Source organism: Pseudomonas sp. UM16 (genome assembly GCF_050312595.1).
Lineage (GTDB): Bacteria > Pseudomonadota > Gammaproteobacteria > Pseudomonadales > Pseudomonadaceae > Aquipseudomonas.
Genome location: NZ_JBNPJT010000010.1, coordinates 145,169 through 163,464, shown reverse-complemented (window position 1 = coordinate 163,464; position 18,296 = coordinate 145,169). Strand labels below are relative to the sequence as shown.

The window sequence follows — 18,296 nt, the reverse complement described above, 5'->3', positions numbered from 1 at the left end:
AAGGATCGTGCTGAAATAGGCGGGCATTCTACCTCATCAGCTTTTGTCTGGCATATGAAAGGGCATCATGTCGCAGACAAATGGGGCTCATGAGCGACAAGCTGCAAGCGCCGAGCTAAAGGCCGATCACCCACCGCATCTCACTTGCCGCTTGTGGCTTATGGCTCGTAGCTTCAAGCCTACTCAAACATGAACAAGGTTTCGTTGCTGAACTGGGCTTCGAATTGGTTGGCCGGCATCGGCCGCCCGAACAGGTAGCCCTGTACTTCGTCACAGCCGTGCTCACGGAGGAACTCCAGCTGCTCATGGGTTTCCACGCCCTCGGCAATTACCGCCAGGTTGAGGCTATGGGCCATGGCGATGATTGCTCGGGCAATCTGCGCGTCCTGTTCGCCTTCGGGCAAGCCGTCGACGAAGGTGCGGTCGATTTTCAGTACGTCGATGGGGAATTGTTTGAGGTAGTTGAGCGACGAGTAGCCGGTGCCGAAGTCATCAACGGCAATGCTTAGCCCGAGTTTCTTCAGGCTGTCGAGGATCACCATGGCCTCGTTGACCTCACGCATCAGGATACTTTCGGTCAGTTCCAGCTCCAGGCATGCCGGCGGCAGACCGGTGTCCTTGAGAATGGTGGCAATACGTGTGCCCAACTGGCCGTCGGAGAACTGCCGGGCCGAGATGTTCACTGAAACCTTCGGCACGCGGACCTTGGCCTGATGCCAGGTTTTGAGCTGGCGACAGGCCTCCTTGAGCACCCAGTCGCCAACATCCACCACCAGCCCCAGCTCTTCGATCACCGGAATGAAGTCGCCCGGCGGTACCAGCCCACGACGTGGATGACGCCAACGCAACAGCGCTTCGGCACCCGTCAGGCGTTTGCCGTCGCCACTGAACTGCGGCTGGTAGTAAAGAATGAATTCGTTCTGTTCCAGGGCATGGCGCAGGTCGCTTTCCAGTTCCAGACGTTCCAGTGCGCTGGCGTTCATGTCCGCCTGGTAGAACTGGAAATTGTTCTTGCCGCGCTCTTTGGCGTGATACATGGCCGTGTCGGCGTTCTTCATCAATTGGCTGAGCTCGCTGCCGTCCTGCGGACTCAAGGCAATACCGATGCTGGCAGTGACGAAAAATTCGCGGTTTTCCAGGACGAACGGCCGCACCAGGCTGGCGAGAATCTGCTCGGCGACATGGATGGCACGGTTCAGGGCCATCTGCCGCGTTGCCCGCGGTTGCAGCAACAGGGTGAACTCATCGCCGCCCATGCGTGCCACAGTGTCGTCATCATCAACGCAGTCGAGCAGGCGCTCGGCCATGTCTTTGAGCATCCGGTCGCCGGCGGCATGCCCGAGCGAATCGTTGATCGGTTTGAACCGGTCCAGGTCGAGGAACATCAGCACCACCCAGGCCTTTTGCCGTTCGGCCTGTTGCAGGGCTGTGTGCAGACGGTCCTGGAACAGGGTGCGGTTGGGCAGGTGGGTCAGGGCATCGTAGTAAGCCAGGCGATGAATCCGTTGCTCACTGGCCTTGCGTTCACTGATGTCGGTGAAGAAGCACACGTAGCTGGCCAGGTCGCCTTCATCATCAAGTACAGCAGTGATGCCGACCCAGGCGGGGTAATGCTCGCCATTACGGCGTTTGAGCCAGACTTCACCTTCCCAGGTGCCGCGTTGGCTGAGCTGCTTGAGCACATAGCGCAGGTGGGCTTCCTGATGCTCGTCCACGGTGAGCATGCTTGGCAACTGATCGAGCACATCGGCCACTGCGTGGCCGCTGACCCGGCTGAACGCTTCGTTGGCCTGGACGATATAGCCTGCGGGGTCGGTGATGAGGATGGCCGAAGTCGAGTGTTCGAAAACCGTGGCAGCCATGCGCAGGTCTTTTTCGGCGCGCCGCTGCTGGCTGATGTCGCGACCGACACCGAGGATCCCTTCGAAGCGTTCGTGATCGTCCCAAACCAGTACCAAACGCAATTCGATAGGAATCTTGCGCCCATCGGCGCGCAGGCAGTCGAACAGGAACAGCTGATTGGGCAGCTGCATGCGCAGTTGCTCCAATAGTTCGGGGTTGCCCAAGGCTCGATTGACCCGTTCGATCAGGGCATAAATGCCGGTCAGCTGTGCCGGGTTGGCGATGGTCGAATGCCAGCCATTGTCGAAGATCCAGTTGACTTCATAGCCAAGCACCGTCTGTACCGATGGGCTGACATAGTTGAGCTGTAGCAGGCTGTCAGTGGAGAAAATCACGTCGCTGATGCTTTCGGCGAGCATGCGGTAGCGCTGTTCGCTGTCGCGCAGGGATTCGCTGGCCTCGATCTGATCGGTGACGTCCTTGCCCACGCCGATAATGCGGGTGACCACGCCTTGGGCATCGCGGGTCAGTGCTTGTTCGCGGATTTCGAAACGCCGCCAGCGCTGATCGAGATGAAGGAAACGTAACTGGCAATGCAATTGCTCGGCACCGTCTGAGTTGAGCAACTGTTCACGGTTGTGACGATACAGTTGAGCGTCGTCCGGGTGCAAAAGAGTCTCCCAGAATCGTTCACCCATCTGTGCCAGTTGCGCGCGCTCGTAACCCAGGGTCTGGCCCAGGTTGCGGTTACTGAAGATCATTCGCTTGGTTTGCACATCCTGCACGTAGAGCTGGTCAGGTACGGTACGCACGACGTCCGACCAGAAGCTTTCGCGCTCAAGCAAAGACAGCTCCACCTGTTTGCGGCTGGTGATGTCGCTGATGCTGAGGATGACCGCCTCATAGTCGCGACGCTGCTCGGGGAACTTCACCATCAGCCAGAGGTGCACGTCCTGGCCATCGGTGATCGGCAGGCAGACTTCCAATTCCAGCTGCTGCTGGTTGTCCAACACTGCTTCAAGCAACTGCATACCGATGCCATGGCTACCGGCGCCAGTGCCTTCCACCAGGCGTCGCCAGGCTTCATTACAGCAGTTGACGCCGAGCAGTTGCAGCGCCACCTGGTTGACCTCGGTGACTTTCAATTCTTGCAGCAAGGTACGCCGCAGGGAGCTGTCGAAAGCCAGGCGTTGCTGCAGGGCCTGACGATTGCGCAGGCGGTGCCGTTCGAACTGGGTAGGCAAACCGGAGAGGTCCAGCACGCACAGGGCAACGCCAGTGCCTTCGAAAATATCGTGATAGCGCCGACGGCTTTCATGCAGCATGCGATGTCGGCGGCGCATGTTGATCAAGGCGAGCAGGGGGATCAAGGCGCAGAACAAGCCGAGCAGGCACTTGCCGATCAATGCCGGCAGCAACTGTTGGCGCGCCAGTCCAGCATCGAACAAGCCACGAAGCTGCCAGGTACTGTTGTCGAGGAACGCCAACATGACGCTTTGCAGCGGTTCGTCACTGCCTGGCGCAGGTTGGTGGCGATTGATGACCTCACCGGTACGGCTGTTTTCCAGGAGCCACAAGGGGTGGTTGGGGCGGTCCAGGTGTGAAGTCAGCTCGCTGTAGTACGCCGAGTCCAGGCGCAGCAGCCAATAGCCTGGGGTATCGCCAGGCTGACGGAGCAGCAGGTAGATCTGCTGATTGTCCGGCGTGTTGCTGTAGTAGAAATGGCGGCCCTGACTCAGTTGCCACAAGGTTTTCAGTGCACTGCGGTCCGGGGCTTGACCGAGGCTGTCAGCGACCACATCGCCACCTGTGTCGATCCAGGCCAGGCTTTGCAAGGTTGGCATCTGCTTCTGTAATTGAGTGAGTATCTCAGACAGTTGCGCAGGGCTTGGCGACGAATGGTAAGGCTGAACAATCGTATGGGCGACCTGCGCCTTGAGCGACATGTTCAGGGCCAGGTGGTCTGCCAACTCGGCACTGGCATCGACGCTGTGCTGGTATTGGTCGGCTTGGGTGTGGCGGTACTGGTCGAGCAGTTGCCAGAGCAGCAGGCCGAGTAACAACAGGACCAACAGGGCCAGCGCGCTTTTTAACGAACCACGCAATGCAGAGCCGGGCGCGGTGGACGGTTTGCGCAGGGATGTCGGCTGAATGAGATTGGTCAAACGATGATCCTGCGGTATGGCTGGATGGCAGGTTTTGAGCTGCGGGTTGGCATGTGCCGCGGTCCTGGCGGCTACTCTGGCCTCGTACTATAAGCCCGACGCCCAGAGGGCGGCTAGCATGCCCGCAATTATGGCAAAGTGCCAGCCCTGTTCGTCGGCGGTTTGCCCAACAAGGCGCATTGCGGTAGCTTTGGCCCTTTCCTGGGGGCTGCGGCTCCCTTCATCTGTTTCGCGCTCATTTTTTCGTCTCTGACGCTAGGTTTTTCCATGGCTCAATACGTCTACACCATGCATCGGCTGGGCAAAGTTGTCCCACCGAAGCGGGAAATTTTGAAGAACATCTCCCTGTCGTTTTTCCCCGGCGCCAAGATCGGCGTGCTCGGCCTGAACGGCTCGGGTAAATCCACCCTGCTCAAAATCATGGCCGGCGTCGACAAAGAGTTCGACGGTGAAGCCCGTCCGATGCCGGACCTGAACATCGGTTACCTGCCACAGGAACCGCAGCTGGACCCGACCAAGACCGTGCGCGAAGTGGTTGAAGAGGCGGTCAGCGTGATCAAGGACGCCCAGGCTCGCCTGGACGAAGTTTACGCCGCTTACGCCGAACCCGATGCCGACTTCGACAAGCTGGCTGCCGAACAGGCCAAGCTTGAAGCCATCCTGCAGGCCAGCGACGGTCACAACCTGGAGCGCCAGCTCGAAGTCGCCGCCGATGCTCTGCGTCTGCCAGCCTGGGACGCCAAGGTCGAACACCTGTCTGGGGGTGAAAAACGCCGTGTGGCTCTATGCCGCCTGCTGCTGTCGGCCCCTGACATGCTTCTGCTCGACGAACCAACCAACCACCTGGATGCCGACTCCGTCGCTTGGCTGGAGCATTTCCTCCACGACTTCCCGGGCACCGTGGTAGCGATTACCCACGACCGTTACTTCCTCGACAACGTCGCGGGCTGGATCCTCGAACTCGACCGTGGCGCCGGTATCCCGTACGAAGGCAACTACTCGGGGTGGCTGGAAGCCAAGTCCGATCGTCTGGCCCAGGAATCCAAGCAGCAGTCGGCCCATGAAAAGGCCATGAAGGAAGAGCTGGAGTGGGTGCGCAAAGGCGCCAAAGCCCGTCAGTCCAAGTCCAAGGCCCGTCTGCAACGCTTCGAAGAAATGCAGTCGCAGGAATTCCAGAAGCGCAGCGAAACCAACGAGATCTACATCCCGGCCGGTCCGCGTCTGGGTGACAAGGTCATCGAGTTCAAGAACGTCACTAAAGGCTACGGCGATCGCGTGCTGATCGACAACCTGTCGTTCAGCATGCCCAAAGGTGCCATCGTCGGCGTGATCGGCGGTAACGGTGCCGGTAAGTCGACCCTGTTCCGCATGCTGATGGGCAAGGAACAACCGGACTCGGGCAGCATCGAGATCGGTGAAACCGTGCAACTGGCCTGTGTTGACCAGAGCCGCGAAGACCTGGACGGCAGCAAGACCGTGTTCCAGCAAATCTCCGACGGTTCCGACCAACTGCGTATCGGCACCTACGAGATTCCGTCGCGTACCTACGTTGGTCGCTTCAACTTCAAAGGTGGCGACCAGCAGAAGTTCGTCAAGGACCTCTCTGGCGGTGAGCGCGGCCGCCTGCACCTGGCGCTGACCCTCAAAGAGGGCGGCAACGTCCTGCTGCTCGACGAACCGTCCAACGACCTCGACGTAGAAACCCTGCGTTCGTTGGAAGAAGCCCTGCTGGATTTCCCGGGCGCGGCCATTGTGATCTCTCACGATCGCTGGTTCCTGGACCGTGTGGCCACCCACATCCTGGCTTACGAAGATGATTCGCAAGCGGTGTTCTTCGAAGGCAACTACACCGAGTACGAAGCTGATCGCAAGAAGCGTCTCGGCGAAGCCGCTGCCCAGCCTCACCGGGTACGGCACAAAAAACTGGCATAACCTTTACGGTTTTGCACAACGACGGGGCCCTATGGCCCCGTTTTTTTCGGTTTAAATGTATACACTTATACAAATGCACCATTTAATTTCATAAAAACGACATATCGCCCTGTTCCGGTGCGAGTGGTTCTTGGTAAAGTCCGAAAAAAACCAATAAGTCCAACTCTCTCTGGTGAATGTCTCCATGATCGAATCTGTCGAAGATTTCCTCGCGCGCCTGAAACAACGCGATCCGGCCCAGCCTGAATTCCACCAGGCAGTCGAAGAAGTGTTGCGCAGCCTCTGGCCTTTCCTTGAGGCCAATCCTCATTACCTTCAGGACGGCATTCTCGAACGTATGGTCGAGCCCGAGCGCGCGATCCTGTTCCGTGTGTCGTGGGTTGATGATGCGGGCAAGGTCCAGGTCAACCGCGGCTATCGCATCCAGATGAGCAGCGCCATCGGCCCGTACAAAGGCGGTCTGCGTTTCCATCCTTCGGTGAACCTAGGTGTACTGAAGTTCCTGGCCTTCGAGCAAGTCTTCAAGAACTCCCTGACTTCGCTGCCTATGGGCGGTGGCAAAGGCGGCTCGGACTTCGATCCGAAGGGCAAGAGTGATGCTGAAGTCATGCGCTTCTGCCAGGCCTTCATGAGCGAGCTGTACCGCCACATCGGCGCTGACCTGGACGTACCTGCCGGTGATATCGGCGTCGGTGCGCGCGAGATCGGCTTCATGTTCGGCCAGTACAAGCGCTTGGCCAACCAGTTCACCTCGGTACTGACCGGCAAGGGCATGACCTACGGCGGTAGCCTGATTCGCCCGGAAGCCACAGGCTACGGTTGCGTGTACTTCGCCGAAGAAATGCTCAAGCGTCAGGACCTGCGTATTGATGGTCGCCGCGTGGCGATTTCCGGCTCTGGCAACGTCGCTCAATATGCGGCGCGCAAGGTCATGGATCTGGGCGGCAAGGTCATCTCGCTGTCCGACTCCGAAGGCACCCTGTTCTGCGAAGCCGGCATGACCGACGAGCAGTGGGATGCACTGATGGAGTTGAAGAACGTCAAGCGTGGCCGCATCAGCGAGCTGGCTGAGCGTTTTGCTCTGGAGTTCCGCAAGGGGCAGACGCCATGGAGCCTGGCGTGCGATATCGCTTTGCCATGCGCGACCCAGAACGAACTCAACGGCGAAGATGCTCGCACCCTGCTGCGCAACGGCTGCATCTGCGTAGCTGAAGGCGCCAACATGCCGACCACCCTCGACGCTGTGGATATCTTTATCGAGGCTGGCATCCTCTTCGCTCCGGGCAAGGCGTCCAACGCCGGCGGCGTGGCGGTGAGCGGTCTGGAAATGTCACAGAACGCCATGCGTCTGCTGTGGACGGCGGGCGAGGTGGACAGCAAGCTGCACAACATCATGCAGTCGATCCACCATGCCTGTGTGCATTACGGCGAAGAGAACGGCCGGATCAACTACGTCAAAGGCGCCAACATCGCCGGTTTCGTCAAAGTCGCTGATGCGATGCTGGCGCAGGGCGTGGTCTAAGCCTCTGGGCTAATGGCGACGATCTCGATCGACAGATCCCCTGCCGGTCGTCGCCACAGCACTTCGTCACTGGGCGCAGCGCCCAGTAGTGCCCGCCCCAGCGGTGAACCCCAGTTGATCAGGCCATGGGCGGCATCGGCCTGATCTTCGCCTACCAGTTGCACTTCATGCTGCTGGTTGTGTTCATCGAGGTAGGTCACCCGGCTGCCAATCTGCACTTTATCCACAGCGCTTGCCTTAGGCACAACCAGGGCACTCTGCACGCGAGCGGTGTAGTAACGCAGGTCGCGCTCAGTGTCGGCCAGACGTTGCTTGTCGGCGTGTTCGCCTTGAGCCTGCAGTTCGTTGCGCTGCGCATTCAGCGCGTGGACCCGTTGTTGCAACTGGTCCAGACCTTGGGCAGTGACATAGTTGGGCTGTTCGCTGACTTTACGCTCCACCGGCTGGTCAGCCTGGTCGGCGGCGTGATCTTCGTTGACGAATGCTCGGCTCATATCTAAAGCTCCAGGTTTTAAGCTCCAAGCTTCAAGCTATTGGCAGTGCGACGCAAAGTGCAGTCGGCCAGCCTGTCTCGTAATGCTTCTTCTTGCAGCGTAGTGCTTGACACTTGCGGCTCACTAATAGTGATACCACTTCAGCTCCAGCATCACCTCGTTCTGCGCTGTTGCCAGTTGGCTGAAGTCGCGCTTGGCGCTCAGCCTCAAGCCCAGGTCTCGGGATAGCTCCCATTGCTGATTCAAGCTCAGGCTACGGCGCACCTCGCCATTGGTGAAGTAATCGCCTTTGGCTTCCAGGCTCAGGGTGCCGAGTGGATTGCGCCACAGCAGGCCGGTGTTGAAGCCGGCAGCCGGGGAGATGAACTCGGCAAAGTCATTGTTGTGTTCGACCCGTACCGTACCCAGCGCAAAACCGAGCATGTCGTCAGCCAGTTGCCAGGTGCCGCCCGCGCCACCATTGACGTGACTGACCAACACTTCGTCTTCATGCTTGCCCAGCACACGCTCCAGACCACCGGTAACCTGCCACGACCAGGGTTGCAGCAGGTCGTTACGCGGGGTCAGGGAGCGGATGGTGGCGAGGTCAAAGCGCTGCACCTGCCAGTCGTTGTTTTCGTACTGGCGCACTTTGAGCTGGAGGATCTCGATCTGTGCACCCAGGGGGAAACTTTCACTGTTGTCGTTGAGGTCATGATAGGCCATGCGCAGGCCGTACTCGGCAAAGGCGCGATCTTCACGGGTGCCAGCGCCAAGCTGCCAGGTGCGCGACTGGTGGCCGTCTTCGGGTAAGCCTGGGCGTTCGATGTTGAGCGCTGGGGGCGGGTTACGGTTGATCGCCCGCAGCAGTTCGAAGCTGCGCTGGGTACGTGCCGGATCGCGTGCCTGACCGTTGGCCCGGTAGCGTTCAAGACGGTAGGCAGCGTCCTGCACCAGCGCCTGACGGTCGCGGGGCAGGGCGGTGAACTCGGGGTTTTGCAGGTAGGCCGTGTCGGCACTGACCGTCAGCACTTGTTGCTGCTCATCGGTATTGAGCGGCTTGGCGCGCTCCAGCAGCTCACGCTCACGCGATGGGCGATAGTCGATGCGTTCCACCAGGCCTGACTGTTTGACTGCCTTGACGGTATCAGTGGGGATTGCGGTCAGCGGGAACTGTGAAGTCAGGTCCAGATTCGGACGGGCCACCTGGAGCAGTTCGAGCAATCGGTAGGAGCAGTTTTCATCGAAGAAGAAATAGTCGAACTGGATCTGCTTGAGCTCCCAGATATGTTCGACCATGCGCCCGGTTTCTTCCGGCGTCAGGTTCAGCCGGTACTCCCACAGGTCGCGGTTTTCCAGGCTGCGGTACTCAGAGAGTTTTTCCTGATAAGGCACCAGGGCGAACAGGCCCGGATAGCCGCCCATCAGGCCTTTCCAGGCGTAGAGAATGCTGTTGTCGTTGCCTTCGATGTAGGCCCCGAAGTTGATCGCATAGCTGAGCAGGGCGGTGTCGTTGCTCTGCACGTCAGCCTGGTCGATGCGCAGCAAGGTATGGCCGAACATCGACGAAGGGCTGTTGAGGTAGGCGGCAGGGAAGATCATTACCGCGCTATGCGGCGAGACGTCCTGGTACCACTGGGTGAATTCCTTGCAATCAGGTGCGGGCAGGTCATCGAGTTGCAGTTGTTCACGCAGCCAGCGCGTTCGTGCGGGGAATACACATTGAGCATGTTTGTCGCCGAGACTGGCCGGTGCGTAAAGCGCATTTACCGTGGCCCTTAGCTCTTGATCGGGATGGTGGGCGCCGTCTTCGGCAAGAAAGAAGCGCCGGTCATCGACATAGCTGCGCCAGCCACCAAGCTTGGCCGTCTCGTAGTGACCCAGGGAAATCCAGTAGCGCTCAGCCGCCAGTTGCGCCAGACGCGCGTCATCGAACGAGGGTGCAGCATGCAGCGGGGCGCAGGCACAGAGCGCCAGGTAGGCAAGGCGTTTGAGCATGTCGGGCAACTAAGTCTGAATGATGCCGATAGAGGCAGGAAACAACCCGCCCCGGTCAGGGGGCGGGTGGGCCGAGCTTAAGCTTGGGTGGCGTATTTGGCCAGGCGTGGATCGCTTTTCAGCACCGCCAGGGTGTTGCTATGCACATCTTCGGCGGTCACATCCGCAGTCTTGAAGATTTCCTGGAAGTGCTGGTGAGTGACAGCGGCGAAGTGCGCGCGGTCTTCTGGCGCGACACCGAGCACCACGGCATAGGTGGTCAGCGCTTCGCCTTTGCCCATGGCCATGTCTTCGGAAAGCTCGTTCATCATGCCGTTCATGGCAAACCAGGATTTACCACCGTAGGTCAGCGCCGAGTTGGTCGAGCAGCCGTTAGTGCCCGAGGTCATGCCGAAGGTCGCGTTGCCGGAGGTGCCGTTGGTGGTGGATGCGAGGAAGTGGGCCGGGGTACCGCGTTGGCCCTCGAACAGCATGTTGCCCCAGCCGCAGTCCGGTCCGCCAGGGGCCTGAGCCATGGCATTGAGTGATACCGCGGTGAACAGAGTACCCAGAAGAATCCGTTTCATAGCGTTGTTCTCTTTCTAGTCGTACATACCAAAGGTCAGGGTTGTCTGGCATGGCTGCGGGAGCGTTTGCCAGGGGCGGGTCGGTTGTTTACCCAGCCGCGCAGTAATGGAGTTTAGGCACGATCTAAGGGTTCCGTGATTTATTGCCAAAAATTGCATGAGAATATTGACGTGGATCGGCTTTTCGACCCTGCGACATATTGTGCCGATGAGCCTTGCAACGCGCGGGCAGGCGGCGCCAGAATGCCGTCATCTGCCCCGCCGAAGTAAGGAAGCCCGATGCCCGATCCTGTTGCTGCGAGCCTGCGTCTTGCGCCAGAGGCCTTGACCCGGCCGTTTTCCGCCGAACAGTTCGCCTTTTCCACCACCAATGATCTGGAGCCTTTTCGCGGTGTGCTTGGCCAGGAACGTGCTGTTGAAGCCTTGCAGTTCGGCGTCGCCATGCCGCGTCCTGGGTACAACGTATTTGTCATGGGCGAGCCCGGTACCGGGCGTTTCTCGTTCGTCAAACGTTACCTCAAGGCCGAAGGCAAGCGCCTGCACACGCCGCCGGACTGGGTCTACGTCAATAATTTCGACGAACCGCGTGAGCCGCGGGCCCTGGAACTGCCCCCAGGGAGTGCCGGGGCTTTCATCAGCGACATCGGCGGCCTGATCGACAACTTGCTGGCAACCTTTCCGGCGGTGTTCGAACACCCGTCCTACCAACAGAAAAAAAGCGCCATCGACCGTGCTTTCAACCAGCGGTATGACCGCGCTCTGGATGTGATCGAGCGCGCCTCCCTGGAAAAGGACGTGGCCCTGTACCGCGATAGCAGCAACGTCGCGTTCACGCCGATGGCCGATGGTAAGGCGCTGGATGAGGCGGAATTCGCCCAGCTGCCGGAAGCTGAGCGCGAGCGCTTTCATGACGATATCGCCATCCTGGAAGAGCGCCTCAACGAAGAACTGGCCAGCCTGCCGCAGTGGAAGCGCGAGTCGAACAATCAACTGCGTCAGCTCAACGAAGAAACCATCACCTTGGCGCTGCAGCCACTGCTGGCCCCGCTGTCTGAAAAATACGCAGAAAATGCCGCGGTGTGCGCCTACCTGCAGGGCATGCAGGTTTACCTGCTACGCACGGTGGTCGAGCAACTGGTCGATGACAGCAAAACCGATGCCCAGGCGCGCAAACTGCTCGAGGAGCAATACGCACCGAGCCTGGTGGTCGGCCATCACGTCAGTGGTGGTGCACCGGTGGTGTTCGAGCCGCACCCGACCTATGACAACCTGTTTGGCCGAATTGAATACAGCACCGATCAAGGCGCGCTGTACACCACCTACCGCCAGTTGCGTCCCGGCGCTTTGCACCGGGCCAATGGCGGTTTCCTGATACTTGAAGCGGAGAAGATGCTCGGCGAGCCGTTTGTCTGGGATGCGCTCAAGCGTGCGCTGCAGTCGCGCAAGCTGAAGATGGAATCGCCGCTGGGTGAATATGGCCGCCTGGCCACCGTCACCCTCAACCCACAGATGCTGCCGCTGAATATCAAGGTGGTGATCATCGGCTCGCGTCAGCTGTACTACGCCCTGCAGGACCATGATCCGGACTTCCAGGAAATGTTCCGGGTGCTGGTCGACTTCGACGAAGACATCCCAATGGTCGACGAGAGCCTGGAGCAGTTTGCCCAGTTGCTCAAGACCCGTACCAGCGAGGAGGGTATGGCACCCTTGAGCGCTGATGCGGTGGCGCGTCTGGCGACCTATAGCGCCCGCCTGGCTGAACATCAGGGGCGGTTGTCAGCACGCATCGGTGACTTGTTCCAGTTGGTCAGCGAGGCGGATTTCATTCGGCACCTGGCCAATGACGAGATGACCGATGCCGGCCATATCGAACGCGCGCTCAAGGCCAAGGCGACCCGTACGGGTCGGGTTTCGGCGCGGATTCTCGATGACATGCTGGCTGGAATCATCCTCATCGACACCGAGGGTGCAGCGGTCGGCAAGTGCAACGGTCTGACCGTGTTGGAGGTGGGTGATTCAGCCTTCGGGATACCGGCGCGGATTTCCGCCACGGTGTACCCCGGTGGCAGTGGCATTGTCGATATCGAACGGGAGGTCAACCTTGGCCAGCCGATTCACTCCAAGGGCGTGATGATCCTCACCGGATACCTGGGCAGCCGCTATGCCCAGGAATTCCCCCTGGCGATTTCGGCGAGTATTGCCCTGGAGCAATCCTACGGTTACGTGGATGGTGACAGTGCCTCGCTGGGTGAGGCTTGTACGCTGATCTCGGCCTTGTCGAAAACCCCGCTCAAACAGTGTTTTGCCATCACCGGTTCGATCAACCAGTTTGGTGAAGTACAAGCGGTCGGCGGGGTCAACGAGAAGATCGAAGGCTTCTTCCGGCTCTGCGAAGCGCGGGGTTTGACCGGGGAGCAGGGCGCGATCATTCCGAAAGCCAACGTCGCGACCCTGATGCTCGATGAACGGGTGCTACAGGCGGTGCGTGCCGGCATGTTCCACGTCTATGCCGTGAGCCAGGCCGACGAGGCGTTGAGCCTGCTGGTCGGCGAGCCGGCCGGTGAGCCGGATGAACAGGGTGAGTTCCCCGAGGGCAGCGTCAACGCCCGCGTGGTTGAGCGTCTGCGGGTAATCGCCGAGATGATCAGCGAAGAGGACCTCAAAGAAGCCGAGAAAGAACAGGCCGAGCAAGCCCTGGCCCAGGTAAAGCCGACCTGAGTCAAATTATCGGCGCCGCAGTGGCCACGACCGCTCGGCGCCGGTTTTTCCACGCGGCAGCGGATTTCTTCTATTCTCAATTCAGGGATTGTAGTCACTACAGGAACGAAACAACCCTGCTCGCAGGGTTGAACAAGGGTTTTACCGAGGATCGTCGCCATGCCGCGCAGCCTCAGCCTCACCCGTCAATGCCTGGGCCTGGTGACCCGCATTGAATGCAGTATTCGCCCACTGGCCGGTGACAACGGCATGTGGACCCTTCTGTTCGCCGCCGGCATGGCTGGCGAGCAACCTTCTGCGATCAAGGCTCAAGGGCCGTTTCATGGACCCTTTGTGGCTGAGTCGGTACTCGACGCGATTGTCGATAGCCTGACCCTGCACGGTTATCAGGTGGCCGACGATCCGCAGATCTGGTGCGTACACTTGCAGGCGCAACTGCGTCGGATCAATGGTGAACGTGTCCACCACGTCGGCGACTTCCAGTTCCATCCGGAAACCTGAAGCGTCCATCCGGATCCATCAGCGCAACGCCCGACACTGCCCCTGTGGCAGCGTGCCACGGGCTTTTTCTGTCATGTCTGGCTGTTATACTCGCGCTCGCTTTTTTCGCCACCTGACGAGTTTTCAATGGAACGTATTATCGAAAATGCGATGTATGCCTCACGCTGGCTGCTCGCCCCGATCTATTTTGGTCTGTCGTTGGGCCTGCTGGCGCTGGCACTGAAGTTCTTCCAGGAGATCTTCCACGTCTTGCCCAACGTCTTCGCCCTGGCCGAGGCCGACCTGATCCTGGTGCTGCTGTCGCTGATCGACATGGCCCTGGTTGGAGGCTTGCTGGTGATGGTGATGATTTCCGGGTACGAGAACTTTGTCTCGCAGCTGGACATCGATGAAGACAAGGAGAAACTCAGCTGGTTGGGCAAGATGGACTCATCTTCGCTGAAGATGAAGGTCGCCGCTTCCATCGTGGCGATTTCCTCGATCCATCTGCTACGGGTGTTCATGGATGCGCGCAACATCGAGACCGAGTACCTGATGTGGTACGTGATCATCCACATGACTTTCGTGGTTTCGGCCTTTGCCATGGGCTATCTGGACAAGCTCACCAAGCACTGATCGACCGTTGGTGCAGTAATCAACCGCCCGTCCGTTGCAAAACGGACGGGCGGTTGCGTTTTGGCTTGTGCTTTGGCCATGCCTGTACAAAAAATGAACCGTCACCCAAAGTGCCAGTCACGAGGTATCGCAATGAACCTTCAACAACTGAACACAGAGGCCAGGGCTGGTCATGTAGAAGAACTCAACCTGATCGCCCTTGAGGGCGGAGATTTCATTCTTGAAGCCCGGGTAAAAGGTCACGCCCATCCACTGTCAGATACGCGCGGCGAGCGCCTGAAAGTCCATTCGGTGGTCGATGCGCAGCGCCTGCTCAATGGCTTGCCTGCCGTACCGGTGCACCTGGTGCACTGGTCGATGGATGACGAGATGTGCGGCGGTGGCAGCACCGGTGATGGCGACTTGAAAATACCGATGCCTCGCCGTTCTGCCTGGTAGCTGAACTGCCACGCCGCAGTGTGCTAGGCTGCTCGCCCTTTTCATAAAGGGCGCGGTTGTCGTGCGCCCTGCAGCGGAGCAAGCAAATGTCCGAAATCAACCTGTCTACCGACGAAACGCGCGTCAGCTACGGCATCGGCCGTCAGCTGGGTGGCCAACTGCGTGACAACCCGCCACCGGGTGTTAGCCTGGACGCCATCCTGGCCGGCCTGACCGACGCTTTCAACGGCAAAGACAGCCGCGTTAGCGAAGAAGACCTGTCGGCCAGCTTCAAGGTCATCCGCGAAATCATGCAGGCTGAAGCCGCTGCCAAGGCAGAAGCTGCTGCAGGCGAAGGCAAGGCCTTCCTGGCTGAAAACGCCAAGCGTGACGGCATCACCACCCTGGCGTCGGGCCTGCAGTTTGAAGTGCTGACCGCAGGTGAAGGCGCCAAGCCTAGCCGTGATGACAGCGTTCGTACGCACTACCACGGCACCCTGATCGACGGCACCGTTTTCGACAGCTCCTACGAGCGTGGCCAGCCAGCAGAATTCCCGGTTGGCGGCGTGATCGCTGGCTGGACCGAAGCCCTGCAATTGATGAACGCCGGCAGCAAATGGCGCCTGTACGTTCCGAGCGAGCTGGCCTATGGCGCTCAGGGCGTTGGCAGCATCCCGCCGCACAGCGTTCTGGTGTTCGACGTAGAACTGCTCGACGTACTGTAACGTTGCACTGACCCCGTAGGAGCCGGCCTTGCTGGCGATGGGCTGCTTAGTGGCCCCGGATTGGCAACGCGTTGCGTTGCATCGCCGGTAAAGCCAGCTCCTACAGGGTGCTTTTCAGTTCCACTCGGTCCCGCCACCCGGGCGCAACGCCCGCGCATAGCAGAACAGAAACAGATTTCTCACCAGTTCCTTGAGTACAATCGGCTCGCTCGAATTCAAACCATTGAGGTCCAGGTCACCCTGGTCGCGCAGCTCGTCCAGTGCTTCTTCTTCAAGCACGGCACAGACTTCGCCGGTTTCCCGGTGCAGGATGCGCAGGTACGGATGGGGGCGGTCAAGCCAGGCGTCTATCAGATAAGTCATGGCTATTCTCCTTGGAAGCGTCCAATGAGAATAATTCTTATTATCAAAATAGCAAGGGGCTATTGGCAAAAAATCGCCCAATGGTACAGCGAAGTGCTTCGAGGCTGATTGCCAGCCCCGAAACCATGGGCATTCAGACCTTGCGGACGAATTCCGATTTCAGCTTCATCGGGCCGATGCCGTCGATCTTGCAGTCGATGTCGTGGTCGCCATCGCACAGGCGGATGTTCTTGACCTTGGTGCCGACCTTGACCACCAGTGAAGTGCCCTTGACCTTGAGGTCCTTGATCACGGTGATGGTGTCGCCGTCCTGCAGGACGTTGCCTACCGAATCCTTCTTGACCGCTTCATCGCTCACTGCTTCGGCATCACCAGCGGCGGACCACTCGTGGGCGCACTCGGGGCAGATCAGCTGGGTGCCGTCTTCGTAGGTGTATTCGGAGTTGCATTTAGGGCAGGGTGGCAAAGTGCTCACTAGGGTTCCTCAAGACGTACAGGTACAAAGCCTACATTGTATAGGGTTTTGTTCGTCAGAGGTTAATCAGGCCCGTCGAGCGACGGGCCGGAGGCAGCGTCAGTGGGTACGGGCGACCGCAAACTCGCTCAGTTCCACCAGGGCATCGCGGTATTCGCTGGCTGGCAGGACGTCCAGGCAGGCAATGGCGCGGGCCACGTAGTCGCGAGCCAGTTGTGCGGTGTAGTCCAGAGAACCGGAGGCTTCGACCGCGGCACGGATGCTTTCGAGGTCTTCGATGCCGCCTTTCTGGATCGCCTGCCGCACCAGCGCAGCCTGTTCAGCAGTACCTTCACGCATGGTGTAGATCAGTGGCAGGGTTGGCTTGCCCTCGGCCAGATCGTCACCGACGTTCTTGCCCAGGGTCTGCGCATCGCCCTTGTAGTCGAGCAGGTCGTCGACCAATTGGAAGGCCACGCCCAGGTGGTCACCGAAGGTACGCAGGGCTTCACTCTGCTCCGGCGTGGCCTGGGCCAGGGCGGCAGCGCTGTGGGTCGACGCCTCGAACAGCATCGCCGTCTTGCCGCGGATGACGTCCATGTAGACTTCTTCGGTGGTGCTGGCGTCGCGAACCTTGGACAGCTGCAGGACTTCGCCTTCGGCGATGACCCGGGTGGCCTTGGAAAGGATCTGCATGACCGGCATCGAGCCCAGTTCGACCATCATTTCGAACGAGCGCGAATAGAGGAAGTCACCGACCAGTACGCTCGGCGCGTTGCCCCACAGGGCGTTGGCCGTGGAGCGGCCGCGGCGCATGCCAGACATGTCGACGACGTCGTCATGCAGCAGGGTGGCGGTGTGCAGGAATTCGATGGTGGCGGCCAACAGGCGCACGTCGTCGCCTTCGCGACCAAGGGCCTTGCCACACAGCAGCACCAACAGCGGGCGCAAGCGCTTACCGCCGGCTGAAGTGATGTAGTCGCCGATTTTCGATACCAGCGGTACACGCGAAGTCAGCTGTTTCTTGATAATCTCGTCAACGGCGCTGAAGTCGTCCGCTACCGCGCGGTAGAAAGCTTGGGGTTGCATCGGCCACAGGTGCTCCATAAAGGTTGCGCGGCATGCTAGGTCGCGGGTCCCGGCGTGTCAAGGCGCGGTCCCCGTTGGCTAGGGTCGGGACTTGCAAGGGGCGGGCGCCTTGCGTACAATCGCGCACCCTGAACTTCCTGGGCAGCACCTGCCTTACGCAATTGCACTGGGCCGTTCCAGCCCTATGCAGCCATGCCAGCCAATACTCTTCCTATAAAGAGCTGGGTGAGCAGGATTATCGGAGAAATACCATGTACGCAGTAATTGTTACCGGTGGCAAGCAGTACAAAGTCGCCGAAGGTGAATACCTGAAAATCGAAAAACTGGAAATCGCCACTGGTGAATCCGTTACTTTCGACCGCGTTCTGTTGGTTGCCAATGGCGACGACGTGAACATCGGCGCTCCAGTCGTTGCTGGTGCCAAAGTTGTTGCTGAAGTGATCTCCCAAGGTCGTCACGACAAAGTGCGCATCATCAAGTTCCGCCGCCGTAAGCACCACATGAAGCGTATGGGCCACCGCCAGTGGTTCACCGAAATCAAGATCACCGGTATTTCGGCGTAATCGCCTAAATCCCCATTTCTGGAGAATTGAACCATGGCACATAAAAAAGCTGGTGGTAGTACCCGTAACGGTCGCGACTCAGAAGCCAAACGCCTTGGCGTGAAGATGTATGGCGGCCAGGCTATCGTTCCTGGCAACATCATCGTGCGTCAGCGCGGCACCCAATTCCACGCTGGCTACGGCGTTGGCATGGGCAAGGATCACACCCTGTTCGCCAAGATCGAGGGTAAGATCAAATTTGAAGTAAAAGGCGCCTTCGGTCGTCGTTACGTGAGCATCGTCGCGGCCTGATCGCGTTGACGCTGGAAAAGCCCTGTCTCGCGACGGGGCTTTTTCGTTTGTGGGGTGAGTCT

The 18,296-nt window shown here is 59.4% G+C and carries 16 protein-coding genes; 9 read left to right on the top strand and 7 right to left on the bottom strand.

Annotation, left to right across the window (positions count from 1 at the left end):
• Positions 1 to 179: 179 nt before the first annotated feature.
• Complete coding sequence (locus ACQRAX_RS14065; RefSeq protein WP_412038496.1) at positions 180 to 4,007, bottom strand: bifunctional diguanylate cyclase/phosphodiesterase; 3,828 nt, start codon at positions 4,005 to 4,007, stop codon at positions 180 to 182.
• Positions 4,008 to 4,274: 267 nt separating this feature from the next.
• On the opposite strand from ACQRAX_RS14065, the gene ettA reads away from it, so the two are divergent.
• Together ettA and gdhA are read left to right on the top strand one after the other, a co-directional pair.
• Complete coding sequence (ettA, locus tag ACQRAX_RS14060) at positions 4,275 to 5,939, top strand: energy-dependent translational throttle protein EttA (RefSeq protein ID WP_028944037.1); 1,665 nt, start codon at positions 4,275 to 4,277, stop codon at positions 5,937 to 5,939.
• Positions 5,940 to 6,123: 184 nt separating this feature from the next.
• Positions 6,124 to 7,461, top strand: coding sequence for an NADP-specific glutamate dehydrogenase (gene gdhA, locus ACQRAX_RS14055; protein WP_412038497.1), 1,338 nt, complete (start codon positions 6,124 to 6,126; stop codon positions 7,459 to 7,461).
• Here the strand turns inward: gdhA and ACQRAX_RS14050 are convergent.
• From ACQRAX_RS14050 to ACQRAX_RS14040, 3 genes are all read right to left on the bottom strand, one after another.
• The gene (locus tag ACQRAX_RS14050; RefSeq protein WP_412038498.1) at positions 7,458 to 7,955 is read right to left on the bottom strand and encodes a GreA/GreB family elongation factor; all 498 of its coding nucleotides are present in this window, start codon (positions 7,953 to 7,955) and stop codon (positions 7,458 to 7,460) included. The genes gdhA and ACQRAX_RS14050 overlap by 4 nt on opposite strands.
• 123 nt (positions 7,956 to 8,078) lie before the next feature.
• On the bottom strand, positions 8,079 to 9,932 hold the full coding sequence (locus ACQRAX_RS14045; protein WP_412038499.1) for a DUF4105 domain-containing protein: 1,854 nt from the start codon (positions 9,930 to 9,932) through the stop codon (positions 8,079 to 8,081).
• 77 nt (positions 9,933 to 10,009) lie between these two features.
• On the bottom strand, positions 10,010 to 10,498 hold the full coding sequence (locus tag ACQRAX_RS14040; RefSeq protein WP_412038500.1) for a DUF3015 domain-containing protein: 489 nt from the start codon (positions 10,496 to 10,498) through the stop codon (positions 10,010 to 10,012).
• Between the two features lie 279 nt (positions 10,499 to 10,777).
• Here ACQRAX_RS14040 and ACQRAX_RS14035 point away from each other — a divergent pair, with 279 nt between their 5' ends.
• The 5 genes from ACQRAX_RS14035 (at position 10,778) to ACQRAX_RS14015 (ending at position 15,474) form a co-directional block, all read left to right on the top strand.
• The gene (locus ACQRAX_RS14035; RefSeq protein ID WP_412038501.1) at positions 10,778 to 13,216 is read left to right on the top strand and encodes a Lon protease family protein; all 2,439 of its coding nucleotides are present in this window, start codon (positions 10,778 to 10,780) and stop codon (positions 13,214 to 13,216) included.
• 159 nt (positions 13,217 to 13,375) lie between these two features.
• Positions 13,376 to 13,717: a hypothetical protein gene (locus ACQRAX_RS14030; protein WP_045187966.1), complete on the top strand. Its 342-nt coding sequence runs from the start codon at positions 13,376 to 13,378 to the stop codon at positions 13,715 to 13,717.
• A gap of 126 nt (positions 13,718 to 13,843) precedes the next feature.
• Entirely contained in the window at positions 13,844 to 14,332 is a 489-nt protein-coding gene (locus ACQRAX_RS14025) for a TIGR00645 family protein (RefSeq protein WP_412038502.1), read from the top strand.
• A 132-nt stretch (positions 14,333 to 14,464) separates the two neighbouring features.
• Positions 14,465 to 14,770, top strand: a complete 306-nt coding sequence (locus ACQRAX_RS14020) for a DUF6482 family protein (RefSeq protein ID WP_412038503.1) — start codon at positions 14,465 to 14,467, stop codon at positions 14,768 to 14,770.
• A gap of 86 nt (positions 14,771 to 14,856) precedes the next feature.
• Positions 14,857 to 15,474: an FKBP-type peptidyl-prolyl cis-trans isomerase gene (locus ACQRAX_RS14015; protein WP_412038504.1), complete on the top strand. Its 618-nt coding sequence runs from the start codon at positions 14,857 to 14,859 to the stop codon at positions 15,472 to 15,474.
• A gap of 114 nt (positions 15,475 to 15,588) precedes the next feature.
• Here ACQRAX_RS14015 and ACQRAX_RS14010 read toward each other — a convergent pair whose 3' ends face one another.
• The 3 genes from ACQRAX_RS14010 to ACQRAX_RS14000 form a co-directional block, all read right to left on the bottom strand.
• Complete coding sequence (locus ACQRAX_RS14010; RefSeq protein ID WP_028944047.1) at positions 15,589 to 15,837, bottom strand: hypothetical protein; 249 nt, start codon at positions 15,835 to 15,837, stop codon at positions 15,589 to 15,591.
• Between the two features lie 133 nt (positions 15,838 to 15,970).
• Positions 15,971 to 16,312 (bottom strand): zinc ribbon domain-containing protein YjdM, encoded by a 342-nt coding sequence (locus tag ACQRAX_RS14005; RefSeq protein WP_028944048.1) that lies wholly within the window; start codon positions 16,310 to 16,312, stop codon positions 15,971 to 15,973.
• A gap of 99 nt (positions 16,313 to 16,411) precedes the next feature.
• Complete coding sequence (locus tag ACQRAX_RS14000) at positions 16,412 to 17,380, bottom strand: polyprenyl synthetase family protein (protein WP_157194294.1); 969 nt, start codon at positions 17,378 to 17,380, stop codon at positions 16,412 to 16,414.
• 251 nt (positions 17,381 to 17,631) lie between these two features.
• On the opposite strand from ACQRAX_RS14000, the gene rplU reads away from it, so the two are divergent.
• Both rplU and rpmA read left to right on the top strand, forming a co-directional pair.
• On the top strand, positions 17,632 to 17,943 hold the full coding sequence (gene rplU, locus ACQRAX_RS13995) for a 50S ribosomal protein L21 (protein ID WP_010225695.1): 312 nt from the start codon (positions 17,632 to 17,634) through the stop codon (positions 17,941 to 17,943).
• Positions 17,944 to 17,976: 33 nt separating this feature from the next.
• Positions 17,977 to 18,234: a 50S ribosomal protein L27 gene (rpmA, locus tag ACQRAX_RS13990; protein WP_045187979.1), complete on the top strand. Its 258-nt coding sequence runs from the start codon at positions 17,977 to 17,979 to the stop codon at positions 18,232 to 18,234.
• Positions 18,235 to 18,296: the final 62 nt, after the last annotated feature.